Raw genomic sequence first — 15,129 nt, 5'->3', positions numbered from 1 at the left:
TTCCACAAGCACAACTGCGGTTGCACGCGCGGCTCGCGCCGGAGAAGGCTCCCCACGTTTTCGGGGATGACGGAGGAAGATCGATGGCAGTCTATACCCAGGTCTCGGCCGAGGCGCTTTCGGCTTTCCTCGCCCGCTACGATGTCGGCGAACTGGTCTCTGCCAAGGGGATCGCCGAGGGCGTCGAGAACAGCAACTACCTCGTCGACACGACGCAGGGCCGCTTCATCCTGACGCTCTACGAAAAGCGCGTCGAGGCGGGCGACCTGCCCTATTTCATGAACCTGCTCGCCCATCTGGATGGCAAGGGGCTGTCGGTCCCGCCGGCGATCGTGGACCGCGCGGGCGTAGCAATCCAGACGCTTGAGGGCCGCCCCGCCTGCCTGATCAAGTTCCTGTCGGGTGTCTCGCTCTCCCACCCCACCCCGGCTCAGGCCGAGGCTGCGGCGCGCGCAATGGCCGACATGCACGCCGCAGTCGCCGATTTCGGGCAGGACCGGCCCAATTCGATGGGCGTCGACAGCTGGTGGCCGCTGCTCGAGCGTTGCGGCCACAGCCTCGACCAGATCGCGCCGGGTCTGCACGATGATCTGCGCGCCGCGCTCGACCGCGTGCTCAACGCATGGCCGCGCGACGGCTTTGACCACTGCGCGATTCATGCCGATCTGTTCCCCGACAATGTGCTGATGCTCGGCGACACCGTCACCGGCCTGATCGACTTCTATTTCGCCAGCACCGACATCCGCATCTACGACCTCGCGGTGATGCACAGCGCGTGGAGCTTCGACGCAACCGGCGAGACCTATGACGCCGAGATCGGCGACGCGCTGCTGCGCGGCTATCAGTCGCGCTTCCCGCTATCGGATGCCGAGCGCGCCGCCTTCCCCCTGCTCGCCAGCGGCGCGTGCATCCGCTTCGCTTTGTCGCGCGCGTTCGACTGGCTCAACACGCCCGCCGACGCGCTCGTCACGCGCAAGGACCCGCTCGCCTATGTCCGCCGCCTCCATCACTATGAACGCATGAGCCGAACCGCATGACCGAACTCCCCCTCGTCGAAATCGCCACCGATGGCGCGTGCAAGGGCAATCCCGGCCGTGGTGGCTGGGGCGCGCTGCTGCGCATGGGCGCGGTCGAGAAGGAACTCTCGGGCGGCGAGCCGCACACGACCAACAACCGCATGGAGTTGATGGCCGCGATTCAGGGGCTCAAAGCACTCAACAAGCCGTGTCGCGTCAAGCTGTCGACCGACAGCCGCTACGTCATGGACGGCCTGACCAAATGGATCAAAGGCTGGCAGCGCAACGGCTGGAAAACCGCCGACCGCAAGCCGGTCAAGAACAGCGACCTGTGGATCGAACTGCTCGACGCCGCCAAGCCCCACCGCATCGAATGGCAATGGGTCAAGGGCCATGCCGGCCACCCCGACAACGAACGCGCCGACAAGCTGGCGAGCGACGCGGCGCTGCGGGCGTAACGCCAGCGCTTCAGTTCGTCTCCGTTGCCAGCCGCTGGCGTTCGGTCTGACGCGCAATATGGGCGAGCGAGAACCAGAAGATCGCGAACAGCGCGATGCTGAACCCGCTCGACCAGGCGAGCTTCTCCCAGCTCGGATTTTTGAGATTGAAATAGCCCAGCTGGAAGATGTTGAGCGCGACGATCCCGCGTAACATCCATTCGACGTTCAATTTGTGCAGGATGTAGCTGCCGAACGGCGCCATGAACAGCACGACTGGATAAGCACATAGCCAAGTGCGGACCTGATAGTCGGTGATATCGCCATCCCAAAAGAAGCGATAGGCGTAACCAAGGATGCTGATCGCAGCCATCACCATGATGCTCATGTGCGTCGCGACTTTCTCGTCCATGCGAAAGCGCGTCACGAGCATCGTATAGAGCACGATATCGGCGCCGGTCCCGAACAGGCTGGCGCACATGCCGCCTGCGATCAGGACCCCGGCGAGCATCGCATGATCGACAGGCCCCTTTGCCTCGAGCACCAGCTGCGCGCCGCGATGCTTGCTCGACACATAGGCGAGAGCAAAGGTCAGGATCAGGCTGAGGAACAGCGCCTGGATGATGAAAACCGGGATCGCTTGCAGCATCAGCATGCCGAGCACGAAGCCGAGAAAGCTGACCGGTACGAACCACAGGAGCGGCGCATAGGTCGCAAGATTGCGCCCCTTGCGCGACAGGATCCAGATGCTCGCGCTGGTCATCCCGACCGATTGGATCATCAGGCTGAAGTCGCGCGCCATCTCGCGCTTGATGTCGAAAAAAACGCTGAGGACGGGGAACGCCACTGCGCCCCCGCCCTCCGGCGTCAGGCCCGCGACAAAGGCCCCGAGGACCATGATCGCGGGATAATGCCAATGGTCGAGCAGGAAAGGGATGGAGTTGAGTGCGGCGAACAAGGCCACCCACAACACCATCATGCCGGCATACCAGCCGCGGAATATCCGGCTTTCGAAGAACATTCCCCGCCCCTTGTGCTGCGCCGTCAGTTCACCCCATCGCGACGTAATCCGGCGCGCGGCTTTTCAGCCTTCCTCGACCGGCGCTGCGGGTCCGTTCTTCAGGATCGATTCGATCGCATTCTTCGCCGACGCCTTGCTCGAATAGCCCTCGGTCCAGAAGATGATCTCGTTGTTATACTTGAACTTGGCGACGTATTCGCCAGCCTTGTTCTGCTCGATCACGAACTTGTGGGCCATCAGACGTTCCTTCGTTGCGAAGCCCCAACGATAGCGAAGCCGCGCCGCCCGTCCAGCGGTTCAGGCGCGGAAACGCCGGATCGAGTAGCGTTCCGGGTCGAGATGCGCCGCGATCGGATCGGCCGGGCGGTCGAGCAGCAGCGCCGCCGCCAGCTTCGATGCGGCGGGCGCGGTCTGGATGCCGAAACCGCCCTGCCCCGCGCACCAGAACAGCCCCGGCACCGCCGGGTCGAAGCCATAGACCGGCAGCCGGTCGGGCGCGAAGGTGCGCAACCCCGCCCAGCGCCGCTCGACCGCGTCCACCCGCCAGTCGACCGCGCTGGCAAGCTTCTCGATCGCGACCGCGACGTCGATTTCCTCGGGCGCGGCGTCGCACGGGTCGGTCGGGATCTCGTCATGCGGCGACAGCCAGATGCGCCCGCCCGCTTCGGGCTTGAAGTAAAACCGCTCATGCGCGTCGCGGACCAGTGGCAGCGTCATCGGCGCGGGCGGATCAACGCGCAGTTGCACCACCGTCCGGCGCAACGGCCTGATCCCCGTCCCCGGAGCCCCCGCCATCGCCCCAACCGCTTCGGCCCAGGCACCCGCGGCGTTCACGAGAACATCTGCAGTGAAGGTCCCGGCCCGCGTCTCGACCGTCCAATGCCGGTCGCGCGCAAGCCCCGTCACCGCCGCGCTGCAGACCAGTTCCGCCCCCGCCCGCCGCGCCGCGCTCAGATATGCGCCGTGCAGCCGCGAGACATCGATGTCGCTACAGGTCGGATCGTACAGCGCATCGGTCCATTCGGGGCGAAGCCCGGGGCAATAGGGCGCGGGATCGACTTCAGCCAGTGCGACCCCCAGCACGGCGAACTTCGCGACGAACGCGTCGATGGCGTGGCGGTCCTCCCGCCTGGCGATGAACAGCTCGCCGCGCGGGGACAGGAACCCCTCCCCGCCCATGTCAGCGGGCGGATAGTGCAGGAAATCGCCCGATGCGATCACCAGCGGCTGAATGTCCGGCCCGCCATAGGTTTCGGACCAGAAGGCTGCGGATCGCCCGGTCGCGTGATAGCCGGGATGCTCCTCGCCCTCCAGGATCAGGACGCGGGCGTGCGGCGCGATCTCCGCCGCCAGGCTCGCTCCGGCAATCCCCGCACCGATAATCGCAACGTCGTACTGGCTCATCCGCGCCGCGCCCGCGCCTCAAGGAACAGGTCGATCTCCCCGATCGCGCGATTGCGCACCTTGTCCGCCTCACGCAGAATCTCATGCGCGCTTTCCTTGCCGAAGCGAACAATCCGCGCGTCGGGCAAGCGCGCGACCATCGCCAGCGCCGCCTTTGCATCGACCAGCCCATCATGCTCGGCGATCAGCGCCAGCACCGGCACATCCATGCGCTTGAGCGCCGGATTGGTGCGCAGCTCACGCGTCGACCGGAACGCCTCGATCACCCATTTCCAGCTTGGCGGACCGGTGACGTTGCCGGGGTTGGCCTGCTGCCACCAGATTTCGTCGTGATAGCGATCAGTGTCGTGGGTCAGCAGCGATTCGCGCGTGTCGGTGGTGTAGGGCCGCTCGTTCGACTTCCACGCCGGGCGCGCGGAATCGCCAACGCCGCCCAGCATCCGGGCAAGCCGCTCGCCCAGCGCCGCGCCGAACGGCCCCTTCAGCCCCAGCATCGGCGCGACCAGCACCGCCGCGTCAGGCCGCACCGCCCCCTCGACCAGTCCGCGCAGCACCAGATGCCCGCCCATCGAATGACCCATGATGATGTGCGGCCCCGGCGTCGCCGCCATCCACTCGCTGGCAAAGTCGCGGAAATCGGCGATATACTGCCCGAAATCGTCGATATGGCCGCAATTTCCGGCATCGGTCAGCCGCCCCGATCCGCCCTGCCCGCGCCAGTCGAACGACGTGATCGTCCAGCCGCGATCCTGCCAGTGCGCGAAACTCTCCAGATATTTCTCGAAGATATCGCCGCGCCCGCCCTGGAACAGGATCGATCCGCGCGGCGTGCCGCTGGCGGGCCAGGCGAAACAGCGCAGCACCCATCCGTCGCGGGTGGTCCAGTTGGTGACGCTGGCGCCGGCGGGGATCGCGCGGCGATCGAACGGGGAAACGGTCATGGGCGCTGGTTACGGTTTGGAAAGCCCTCCCGTCTAGGGTCCGATTGAGATGGGGGAAATTGCACCTGCGATTCTGCTGGGCCTGCTGGTCCTGATCCTGGTTTCGGCCGGGATTGAGGACGCGCGCATCCGTGAGATTTCCAACTGGAAGAACGCGGCGATCGCGCTGCTCGCGCTGCCGTGGTGGTTCGCGATGGGGCTGTCGCCATGGCCCGACATGGCGATCCAGCTGGGTGTCGCGGTCGCGGTCTTCGCGCTGTTCGCCGCGGCCTTCCAGTTCGGGATGATGGGTGGCGGCGACGTCAAGATGATCGCCGCGCTCGCTCTGTGGTTTCCGTTCGATCAGCTGGTCACGCTGCTGGTCATCATGTCGCTCGCGGGCGGCGCGATCACGTTGGTGATGCTGGTCGAGAAATGGGTGCGCCGCCGGAGCGAGCAACCGGAGATTCCATATGGCATCGCCATCGCGATCGCAGCTCTTCTCACCATTCGCGAACCGATTTTTAACCCCTTCTTGTGATGCTTAACGCCGGTTCAACCCGGTCGGACAATGAAAAGGCCTGAGACGTCATGGATGGACGGAAGATCATTCTGCTGGTGGGGGCGCTGTTCGTCGCTGCAATCACCGCGTTCATGGCACGCAGCCTGATGACGGGATCCTCGGCCCCGGTCGCGGGTGCCGCGCCGATGCCCGGCCAGCCTGCGCCGGTCGATGCGATCGAAGTGCTGGTCGCGACCAAGGCGCTGCCCGTCGGCACCATCCTCGGCCCCGATTCGATCAAGTTCGTCGCCTGGCCCAAGGATCTGGTCGAGGGCGCCTATTTCCAGAAGGACGGTACCGACCTTGCCAAGCTGCAGGGCACCGTCGTCCGCTTCGCAATTCCCGCAGGCCAGCCGCTGACGCAGGGCGCGATCGTCAAGCCGGGCGACCGCGGCTTCCTCGCCGCTGCACTTTCGCCGGGCATGCGCGCGGTGACCGTGCCGGTATCGGCGCAGGCCGCTGTCGCCGGCTTCATTTTCCCGGGCGACCGGGTCGATCTCATCCTGACTCAGGCAGTTGCGGGTGGCGGCGATGGCCCGCCGCTCAAGGCGTCGGAAACGGTGCTGCGCAACCTGCGCGTGCTCGCCACCGATCAACGCACCGACAAGCAACAGGACGAGGAAGGCAAGACCGTCGTCGCCACCTATTCGACCGTGACGGTCGAAGCGACGCCGCGCATCGCTGAAAAGATCGCGGTCGCTCAGACGCTCGGCACGCTGTCGCTGTCACTGCGCTCGATCGCCGACAACACCAGCGAGCTGGAGCAGGCAATCGCTTCGGGTGAAGTGACGATGCCCGACGGCAGCGATCCCAAGGCGGAAAAGGCGATGATCGCCCGCCTCGCGTCGCGGCCGTCCGAAGGCGGCAGCACGCTGACCACCGGCGCGGACGTGTCGCGCTTCCAGCGCAGCACGGTGCCCGGCAAGGCGCGCGACGATGACGCTATGGCCGGCGCAGGTCCACGCCCGGCAGCCGGCGCCTATCCGGGCGCTGCAGCAGCCGGCGATGGTCCGGTGGTCAAGATTTCACGGGGCAATGCGGTCACGGTTGTCCCGGTCGGGGGGAAGAATTGAGATGCGTGTGAGGGGAAACAAGCTGGGCGGAACGCTCGCGGCAGTTGCCGTGCTGGCGATGCCGGCGGCAACACTTCCGGCACCGGTGCTGGCACAGACTGTCCATGCCGCGCCGCGCGAGATGATTCAGATCGCGACGGGCCGTGGCCGCCTGATCACGCTCAACGCGCCGATGTCCGACATCTTCGTCGCCGACAGCAACGTCGCCGACGTCCAGGTTCGCTCGCCCACCCAGCTGTGGGTGTTCGGCAAGAAGGCGGGCGAGACGACCGTCTATGCGACGACCAAGGCGGGGAAGGTCATCTATTCCACCACCGTTCGCGTCGGCAATAATTTCGACAGCGTTCAGGGGATGCTCGACACGGCGATGCCCGAGTCGGACATTACCGCAACGACGATGAACGGCTTCGTGCTGCTCACCGGCACCGTCGCCGCGCCGCAGGATGCCGCCGAAGCCGAGCGGCTGGCACAGGCGTTCGTCGGCGACGAGACCAAGATCCTCTCGCGCCTCAAGACCGCGACCCCGCTGCAGGTGAACCTTCAGGTCCGCATTTCGGAGGTGAGCCGCAGCTTCGCCAAGAATATCGGCAGCAACTTCACCACGCTCGACGGGTCGGGCGGGTTCAAGTTCGGCATCGGAAGCGGGCGTTCGCCTGCGACCAGCTGGACTACCGATCCCAACCTCCCGCTCGGCGTCGGCACCAATGTGACCGGATACACGATCGACCCGATCACCGGTTCGATCGTCCAGCGCCCCGGCACCGCGATCACGCCGGGTCCGCAGCGCACGACGATCGGCGGCCTTGGCAGCCTGTTCGGCCTCGACATCCTCGGCGCGCTGGACCTTGGGGAAACCAATGGCCAGGTCTCGACGCTCGCCAACCCGAACCTCACCGCCCTGTCGGGTGAGACCGGTTCGTTCCTCGCCGGTGGCGAAATCCCGATCCCGGTCAGTCAGGGGCTGGGCGCAGTGTCGGTCGAATACAAGCAGTATGGCGTCAGCCTCGCCTACACCCCGACCGTGCTCGCCGATGGCCGCATCTCGCTGCGCGTCCGTCCCGAAGTGTCGCAGCTGTCGGCCGCCGGATCGGTGACGATCGGCGGCGTCCAGATCCCGGCGCTCACCACCCGCCGCGCGGAAACGACGGTCGAGCTGGGGTCGGGCCAGAGCATGATGATCGCGGGCCTGCTGCAGAACTCGCACGACAATTCGATCGACCAGACCCCGGGCCTCGGCAATGTGCCCGTGCTCGGCGCGCTGTTCCGTTCGAACGGGTTCAAGCGCAACGAGACGGAACTCGTCATCGTCATCACGCCCTATCTGGTGAAGCCGGTCGACGGGAACCAGATCGCGCTGCCGACCGACGGCTATAAAGCACCCGACGATGCTGAGCGCGTGTTGCTCGGCCGCCTTGGCGGATCGGACAAGGGCGGCAAGCGCCCCACGCCGCAAATGGCGCCCCCGGTCGGTGCGGAGCCTTCGCTCGGTGCGGCCAGCCCAATGCAGCCCGGCCCGCAGCCCCGGCCCGAACCGGTCCAGCCGGTCGCCACCCCGGCGCAGCAGCCGGCACCCAAGGGTGACACCAAAGACAAGCGCAAGCGCGGTGCGGCCCCCGCACCGGGTTTCGGTTTCAATTGATCGCGGCGAGGAACGACCATGTCGAAGCGTAACACGATCCTATTGCTGAGCGCCGCGGCCAGCCTGTTGTCCGCATGCGGCGCAGGCAGCAGCACGGGCCTCGAATCGGTCAACCAGCCGGTGGTCGCCCGTACCGACTATGTGTTCGATGCCTCCACCGACGGCAGCGATCTGGCGGCGGGCGAGCAGGCACGGATCGCCGGCTGGCTTGCCTCGTTGCGGCTCGGCTATGGCGACCGCCTCTATGTCGACGACCCCGCAGGGACCGGCGCCACGCGGCAGGTGGCAACTGAGGCCGCGCGCTATGGCGTGCTGCTCTCCGGCCCCGCCCCGGTCACCACCGGCGCGGTCCAGCCAGGTATGGTCCGCGTGATCGTCAGCCGGATGAAGGCGAGCGTGCCGGGTTGCCCCGACCGCCGCGACACCGGCGAGGGAAGTTTCGGCGGCAAGACCAGCTCGGGCTATGGCTGCGCGGTCAACGGCAACCTTGCCTCGATGATCGCGCGTCCGGAAGATCTGGTGCGCGGCGAGCCGGGCTCGCCCACCGCCGATCCGGCGCAGATCACCAAGTCGATCAAGGCGCTGCGCGAAGCCGCGCCGTCCGGCGGCGGCGGAACCACGGTCAAATCCGAAGGCACGGGAGGAGGCGGACAGTGAACGCGCCCTTCAACCCCCAGCGCGCCGCGCATCGCGAGCCGTTCGTTGCGTTCGTATGCGACGAGACGACCGCCGAGGCGATCCGTCCGATCGCGATCGAACAGGGCTGGAACCCCGACAAGGTCAACAAGGGCGGCCTGCGCAACGCCGTGCAGACGCTGTCGGTGTCGGCCAGCCCCAACATCCTGTTCGTCGACCTGTCCGAAAGCGGCGATCCGCTCAACGACATCAACGCACTCGCCGAAGTGTGCGAGCCGGGCACCGTCGTGATCGCGTCGGGCCAGGTCAACGATGTGCGCCTGTATCGCGACCTCGTCGCGTCAGGCATTCAGGACTATCTGCTCAAGCCGCTTAACCCCGACGTGATGCGCGAAGCGTTCGTGCATGCCCAGGCGATGCTGAGCGCGCCCAAGCATGTCGATGCGTCGTCCGACCGTCCGCATTGCGCGGTCGCGGTTATCGGCACGCGTGGCGGCGTCGGTGCATCGACGCTCGCAACCTCGCTCGCCTGGCTGATGAGCGAGAAGAGCGGCCGTTCGACCGCCCTACTCGACCTCGACGTTCATTTTGGGACCGGCGCACTCACGCTCGACCTCGAACCCGGACGCGGCCTGACCGACGCGATCGAAAACCCCAGCCGCATCGATGGGCTGTTCATCGAACGCGCGATGGTGAAGGCGTCGGACAAGCTGTCGGTCCTGTCGGCCGAAGCCCCGATCAACTCGCCGGTGATGACCGACGGCGCGGCCTTCTTCCAGCTTCAGGAAGAAATCCGTAGCGCGTTCGAATGCACCGTGGTCGATCTGCCGCGCGCGATGCTCGTCAACTACCCGCACCTCATCTCCGACGTGCAGGTGGCGGTGCTGGTGACCGAATTCACGCTCGCCGCCGCACGCGACGCGATCCGCATCATCAGCTGGTTCAAATCGAACGCTCCGCATACCCAGCTGATCGTCGTGGCAAACCGCGTCCCCACCGGCGCGCTTGAGATCAGCCGCAAGGACTTTGAAGGCTCGATCGAGCGCAAGATCGACTATGTCATCCCGCTCGACAGCAAGACTGCCGTGCAGGCCGCCAAGCTCGGCAAGCCGCTCGCCGAAGCGGGGAAGAACGTCAAGGCGCTCGCCCCGCTCGCCGACATCGCCACCCGTGTGATCGCGATCACCGACTCGGGCGAAGAAATCAGCCGCGACAAGGGCAAGAGCAAGGGTGGCAAGGGCGGCTCGCTGCTCGGCAAGCTGACCAGTTCGATGAAACTTGGCCGCAAGGCAAAGGCATAACCGGCGCCGGCTCCGGCCGGCACCCCGTGACGGAGGCGTGAGAGGGTGGAATTGCTCCCGATGGTGATGTTGGCGGGCGGCACCTTCATGGTGCTGGTGCTGCTCATCCTCGCCTTTTCCGGGCCATCGGCCAAGGCGGAAGGCGCACGCCGCCTGACCGGCCTGCGCGATCGCCATGCCGGCGTCGTCGGCGCGGGCGCGGTCGAGGCGCAGCTGCGCCGCATCTCCACCAGTCGCGCCACCAAGATGGACAATGCGGCGGCGCGTTTCCTGCCCAACCCGGCCCAGCTCGGCAAACGCCTCGCGATGACCGGCAGGAACTGGTCGGTCGGCCAATATGGCCTGGCATCGGCCGGCATCGTCGTGGTGGTCGCCGCCGCGCTGATGGTTCAGGGTCTGCCAGTGCTGCTGGCGTTGCTGGTCGGCATCGTCGTCGGTGGCGGCCTGCCGCACATGGCCGTCGGGTTCCTGATCAACCAGCGCATCGGAAAATTCACCGCCAAATTTCCCGACGCGATCGAGCTGCTCGTGCGCGGCCTGCGCTCGGGCCTTCCGATCACCGAAACGATGGGCGTGGTCGGGTCCGAAGTGGACGGTCCAGTCGGCGAGGAATTCCGCTCGATCAGTGACAAGATGAAGATCGGGCGCACGCTCGATCAGGCGCTTCAGGAAACCGCCGACCGGCTCGGCACGCCCGAATTCCAGTTCTTCTGCATCACCATCGCGATCCAGCGCGAGACCGGCGGCAACCTCGCCGAAACGCTCGCCAACCTTGCCGAAGTGCTGCGCAAGCGCAGCCAGATGAAGCTCAAGATCAAGGCGATGTCGTCCGAATCCAAGGCATCGGCCTACATCATCGGCGCGCTGCCGTTCATCGTCTTCGGCATGATCTGGATGATCAACGATACCTATATGCAGGGGTTCTTCATCGACCAGCGGCTGATCATCGCCGGCGGCGGCGGGATCATCTGGATGGGGATCGGCGCCTTCATCATGGCCAAGATGATCAATTTCGAGATCTGATGCGATGATGACCACCCCCACCGCACCCACCCTGCTCGGCGTCGACGTCTTCTACGTCGCGACGATCCTGGCCGGAGTCGCGGCATTCAGCGTGCTGCTTGCCATCTATGCCGCCGTGTCGGTGCGCGACCCCATGGCAAAGCGCGTCAGAGCGCTCAACGAACGACGCGAACAGCTCAAGGCCGGTATTACCGCCTCGACCAGCAAGCGCCGCGCCAAGCTGGTCCAGAAGAACGCGACGACCGACCGCATTCGCGACTTCCTGTCCTCGCTCAAAGTCCTGCAGGACTCGCAGGTCAAGACCGCGCAGATCAAGCTGATGCAAGCCGGCATCCGGTCCAAGGATTATGCCGTCGCCGTCATCTTCGGCCGCCTGGTGCTCCCGATCGTGATCGGCGGGACGATGGTGTTCCTCGTCTATGGCACCGAGATGTTTTCGGACTGGACCCCGCTCAAGGCCTATGGCCTCGTCGCGGGCAGCGCGATCCTGAGCTACAAGGCGCCGGATATCTACCTCAAGAACAAGATCCAGAAGCGGTCCAGCGCGATTCGCAAGGGGATTCCGGACGCGCTCGACCTGCTGGTGATCTGTGCCGAAGCGGGACTCACCGTCGATGCCGCATTCGGCCGCGTCTCCAAGGAACTGGGCAAGGCGTATCCCGAGCTGGGCGAAGAATTCTCCCTCACCGCGATCGAATTGGGGTTTCTCACCGATCGCCGCCAGGCCTTTGAAAATCTGGCGAAGCGCATCGACCTCGACTCTGTCCGCGGGGTTGTCACCACCATGATTCAAACCGAGAAATACGGAACGCCGCTCGCCTCGGCGCTGCGCGTCCTGTCCGCCGAGTTCCGCAACGAACGCATGATGCGCGCCGAGGAAAAGGCTGCACGCCTGCCCGCAATCATGACCGTGCCGCTGATCCTGTTCATCCTGCCGGTGCTGTTCGTCGTCATTCTTGGCCCGGCGGCCTGTTCGATCAACGACGCGCTGATGACCGGATAAAGCCCCGCGCCGTCCGCCGATTCGGCGGGTGGCGCTTGGCTGCCGCTTTGGTTAACCTGTTTCGAACGCGAAACGGGGAGACGCGACCATGTTGTTCACGACGCCTACCGAATGGGCGGCGCTTGGCTTCACGCTCATCGCCGGCTGGTTCTTTGGCCTGGCCAGCAGTTCCGGCGGCAAGAAGTGGAAACGCCAGCTTGAGGACGCCGAGCTGAACTATGCCAGCGCGCGCGACCGCGACGATGCCGAATTGCGTGCGGCACAGGACCGCATCCGTGAGCTTGAGCGCGAGTTGCGCGACGCGCGTCCTGCCCCCTCGGCAGCCCCGGTCGTTGCCGCTGCTGCCACGGGCGCGGTTGGCGCGACGCTGATCGAGCGGGCGCAGGAGAAGGCGGAAGCCGCCCCGGCACCACCGCCCAGCAACACCTGGATCCCGGAAGGTCCGCCCCCGCCCCCGCTGCCGATGAGCACCGCAGAAGCGCAGCCCGTCGAGCCCACTCCCGCGCCTGCCCCCGTGCAGGAGGAGGTCGCCCCGGCTTCGCCCGTGGCCACCTTTCCAGCGGCAGAGAGCGGCGCGCCGGCAGCTGAGGGCGGAGCGGATCCAGCTGCGGCGGGAACGTATGATCAAGGCGAGCCAACCGGAAGTGTGACCAGCGAGTGGCTGCCGCCGCATGTGCGGGCGGAAACCGCGCCGCAACACTGATCCCGCGCCGGGTCAACGCCCGCCGAGCAGCACCTGCTGATAATGCTCGACCACGGCTGCGAGGGGCCTTCCCGCGCCGTCGAGGACGATCGCGCGGTGCCGCACCACCACCCCGGCCGCAGGGATGCGACCGGGGCGCGCGGTCCACGACCCGTAGGTTTCCCGGCGCGGCGATAGCGGCAGGATGACCCGGCCGAACGGCGCATCGCTGGTGTCGAGCGCCGCATTCATCTCCGGCGTCAGCCGGCTCGCGACATACCAGTTGGTCGCCTCCGACAGCAGGTGATCGCCGCACATCAACCGCACGCGGCGGTATCCGAGCAGCTCGTCCTTGCCGACCTTCAGCCGGGTGCGCGCGGGTGAGGCGCTGGCGACGACGCGCCCGCGCTTCACCTCGGCTCGAACCCGCGGCGGATTGGCGAGGCCCAGCGCGGCGCAGCGCGATTCAAGCACCTGCGTTGCGGTCCGTGCGGCCAGCAACTCGGCATTGAGGCGTTCGACAGGCGTCATCTGGGCAGCGGCAACAGCCTCGATCAGCATCGCGAAGGGAAGCATCGCGCTCATCGCAGCAGACGCCCGGCCTGCGCCGCGATCCGCAGCGCAGGGGGCAGGCAATAGGCAGCGCCGCCGGGCAAGTCGAGGTGCTTCGTCATGCCCGGGGTGCTAGGGTCCAGACCCATAACTGGCAATGATCGTGATTGCCCTGACGGGTTCGCTGGCAAGGAGCGGGCCGCAGCGCGTAGCGGCGCTACGCGCAAGGGCCGCGACGCAGACCAGCGAGCGCGTCAGGGCAACCGCGGAGCGGCGGGCGGGATTTGGTGCATGGAGGGCGTCGCGAGCCAAAGCGCCCGGGGGTCACGATGGATAGCCATCGCTCCCTCCTCGCTCCTACCCATGCGCCAAATCCCGCTCCGTCACGATCGTTGCCAGTTATGGGTCTGGACCCCAGCGCGCCGCCTAGCCGTAGGCTAGCCGCATCGACGGCGCAGCGGCGGATGTCGGCGCGCTTTCGCCTTTCGCGGAGCCGTTGGCCTGCTCGGTAAGCGTCGTAATCTCCCGCATCAAATTGCGCGCAGCCGCCGAAGTCTGTTCGACCATCGCCGCATTCTGCTGCGCGGTCTGGTCCATCGCCGCGATCGCGCTGGTGATCTCGCCGATCGCCGAAGACTGCTCGGCATTCTCGTTCGCGATCGTGTCGAGCAGCTGATGAACGTCCGACACATTCTCCGAAATCCCGGTCAATGCGCCATCGACCTGACGCACCGCCTCGACTGCGCTCATCACCTCAGCCTGGGTGACCGTAAGCTGGTCGCGGGCGCGCTTGGCCTCTTCCTCGGCGCGCATCGCGAGCGCGGAAACGAGGTCGGCGACGACGGCAAAGCCACGACCGGCCTCCCCCGCCCGCCCCGCTTCGACCGCTGCGTTCATCGCAAGAACGCGCGTCTGAAACGCGATCTTGTCGAGCCCCTCGATCACGTCGTCGATCCCCTTTGCGGATTCGCTGACCCGGCCCATCGCGCTCACCGCATCCTCGGCGACGCTCCGTCCGGCGGTAACCGCGCGCATCGCCCCATCGGCGCGTGCGACCGTCTGCCCCGCCGCTTCGGCGGTCGCACGCAAGCGCTGATCCATCTGGAGGACGGACGCGTTGGTCTCCTCCAGGCTGGCCGCCGTCGCTTCGGTCCGGTGCGCCAGATCGTCCGACGCGGCGACGATCTCGCTCGCCCCCGTCAGCACCGCATCACTGGTCTGGGAAATCGACGCCAGCAACGCATTGAGTGCAGCCTCACGCTGCTGCGTTTCGGCGGCGGCGCGGTCGCGTTCGGCCTGGGCTTCCTCGAAATAGACCGTCACGGCCAGTTCGATGTCGAGCAGCACCGCCTTCAGCAGCACGGCGAGCTGGTCGGCATTGCCGGTGTCGTCGCGGTTCAGCCAGCCGCGCTTCTGCGATCCCAGATAGTCGCGGATCAACTGATCCATGACGATCGCATAGGACCCGACATACCAGCGCGGTTCCAGTCCAATGCGGGCATGGACCTTGCCGACGCGACGGACGCTTTCGAGATAGTCCTGGTCGAACCTGCCGCTCCACAGCTTCTTCCAGTGCAGATCCTGCAGGCTGCGGGCCGAGGTCATGTGCGCGGCGTCGCGGAAATGGGTGCGCAGGCTCGGCGTCTCGGCGATCTTGTCGTAGAGCCGTTTGTGCGCGGCAGCGACCAATGGCTGCAGATCGCGCCCCAATTCCTGCAGCGTCTCGCGCTGGGTCTCGTCAAGGCCGATAAACGCGAGCCGGGGACCCAACATCTCATTAAGCATCTGGCGAACCTCTCAGTTAAAACGAGGAGGCCCCTTCTTCGATGCGAGCGCAGATCTCGTTCCACGAAAGCAACG

At 66.3% G+C, this 15,129-nt stretch carries 16 protein-coding genes; 10 read left to right on the top strand and 6 right to left on the bottom strand.

Annotation, left to right across the window (positions count from 1 at the left end; genetic code table 11):
* Positions 1–83: 83 nt before the first annotated feature.
* Positions 84–1,037 (top strand): homoserine kinase, encoded by a 954-nt coding sequence (thrB, locus tag K9B35_RS09680; RefSeq protein ID WP_224921616.1) that lies wholly within the window; start codon positions 84–86, stop codon positions 1,035–1,037.
* Positions 1,034–1,474, top strand: a complete 441-nt coding sequence (rnhA, locus tag K9B35_RS09675) for a ribonuclease HI (RefSeq protein WP_224921615.1) — start codon at positions 1,034–1,036, stop codon at positions 1,472–1,474. The genes thrB and rnhA overlap by 4 nt, the downstream gene beginning before the upstream one ends.
* A 10-nt stretch (positions 1,475–1,484) precedes the next feature.
* Here the strand turns inward: rnhA and K9B35_RS09670 are convergent, their stop codons facing one another.
* From K9B35_RS09670 to K9B35_RS09655, 4 genes are all read right to left on the bottom strand, one after another.
* Positions 1,485–2,474, bottom strand: a complete 990-nt coding sequence (locus K9B35_RS09670; protein WP_224921614.1) for a sulfite exporter TauE/SafE family protein — start codon at positions 2,472–2,474, stop codon at positions 1,485–1,487.
* A gap of 63 nt (positions 2,475–2,537) precedes the next feature.
* Entirely contained in the window at positions 2,538–2,711 is a 174-nt protein-coding gene (locus K9B35_RS09665) for a YegP family protein (protein ID WP_224921613.1), read from the bottom strand.
* Between the two features lie 60 nt (positions 2,712–2,771).
* Entirely contained in the window at positions 2,772–3,878 is a 1,107-nt protein-coding gene (locus tag K9B35_RS09660) for an NAD(P)/FAD-dependent oxidoreductase (protein ID WP_224921612.1), read from the bottom strand.
* Positions 3,875–4,819 carry an alpha/beta fold hydrolase gene (locus tag K9B35_RS09655; protein WP_224921611.1) on the bottom strand — a complete coding sequence of 315 codons (945 nt, stop codon included), beginning with the start codon at positions 4,817–4,819 and terminating at the stop codon, positions 3,875–3,877. Before K9B35_RS09655 ends, K9B35_RS09660 begins: the two co-directional genes overlap by 4 nt.
* A 49-nt stretch (positions 4,820–4,868) precedes the next feature.
* On the opposite strand from K9B35_RS09655, the gene K9B35_RS09650 reads away from it, so the two are divergent.
* From K9B35_RS09650 to K9B35_RS09615, 8 genes are all read left to right on the top strand, one after another.
* Entirely contained in the window at positions 4,869–5,339 is a 471-nt protein-coding gene (locus K9B35_RS09650; protein ID WP_224921610.1) for a prepilin peptidase, read from the top strand.
* Positions 5,340–5,389: 50 nt separating this feature from the next.
* Positions 5,390–6,433: a Flp pilus assembly protein CpaB gene (cpaB, locus tag K9B35_RS09645; RefSeq protein WP_224921609.1), complete on the top strand. Its 1,044-nt coding sequence runs from the start codon at positions 5,390–5,392 to the stop codon at positions 6,431–6,433.
* A 1-nt stretch (position 6,434) separates the two neighbouring features.
* Positions 6,435–8,072, top strand: a complete 1,638-nt coding sequence (locus K9B35_RS09640) for a type II and III secretion system protein family protein (RefSeq protein ID WP_224921608.1) — start codon at positions 6,435–6,437, stop codon at positions 8,070–8,072.
* An 18-nt stretch (positions 8,073–8,090) separates the two neighbouring features.
* Positions 8,091–8,729 carry a CpaD family pilus assembly lipoprotein gene (locus K9B35_RS09635; protein ID WP_224921607.1) on the top strand — a complete coding sequence of 213 codons (639 nt, stop codon included), beginning with the start codon at positions 8,091–8,093 and terminating at the stop codon, positions 8,727–8,729.
* Entirely contained in the window at positions 8,726–10,009 is a 1,284-nt protein-coding gene (locus K9B35_RS09630; RefSeq protein ID WP_224921606.1) for an AAA family ATPase, read from the top strand. The genes K9B35_RS09635 and K9B35_RS09630 overlap by 4 nt, the downstream gene beginning before the upstream one ends.
* Before the next feature lie 45 nt (positions 10,010–10,054).
* The gene (locus K9B35_RS09625; protein ID WP_224921605.1) at positions 10,055–11,032 is read left to right on the top strand and encodes a type II secretion system F family protein; all 978 of its coding nucleotides are present in this window, start codon (positions 10,055–10,057) and stop codon (positions 11,030–11,032) included.
* Positions 11,033–11,039: 7 nt separating this feature from the next.
* Positions 11,040–12,035 carry a type II secretion system F family protein gene (locus tag K9B35_RS09620; protein ID WP_224921604.1) on the top strand — a complete coding sequence of 332 codons (996 nt, stop codon included), beginning with the start codon at positions 11,040–11,042 and terminating at the stop codon, positions 12,033–12,035.
* 88 nt (positions 12,036–12,123) lie between these two features.
* Complete coding sequence (locus K9B35_RS09615; protein WP_224921603.1) at positions 12,124–12,738, top strand: hypothetical protein; 615 nt, start codon at positions 12,124–12,126, stop codon at positions 12,736–12,738.
* Between the two features lie 12 nt (positions 12,739–12,750).
* Here the strand turns inward: K9B35_RS09615 and K9B35_RS09610 are convergent, their stop codons facing one another.
* On the bottom strand, positions 12,751–13,302 hold the full coding sequence (locus K9B35_RS09610; protein ID WP_224921602.1) for a hypothetical protein: 552 nt from the start codon (positions 13,300–13,302) through the stop codon (positions 12,751–12,753).
* 393 nt (positions 13,303–13,695) lie between these two features.
* The gene (locus K9B35_RS09605; protein WP_224921601.1) at positions 13,696–15,054 is read right to left on the bottom strand and encodes a globin-coupled sensor protein; all 1,359 of its coding nucleotides are present in this window, start codon (positions 15,052–15,054) and stop codon (positions 13,696–13,698) included.
* Between the last annotated feature and the right edge of the window lie 75 nt (positions 15,055–15,129).

This window comes from Sphingomonas sp. R647 (assembly GCF_020177055.1).
Classification (GTDB): Bacteria; Pseudomonadota; Alphaproteobacteria; order Sphingomonadales; family Sphingomonadaceae; genus Sphingomonas.
The sequence above is the reverse complement of the archived record's forward strand: the minus strand, read 5'-3'. Positions and strand labels throughout refer to the sequence as shown.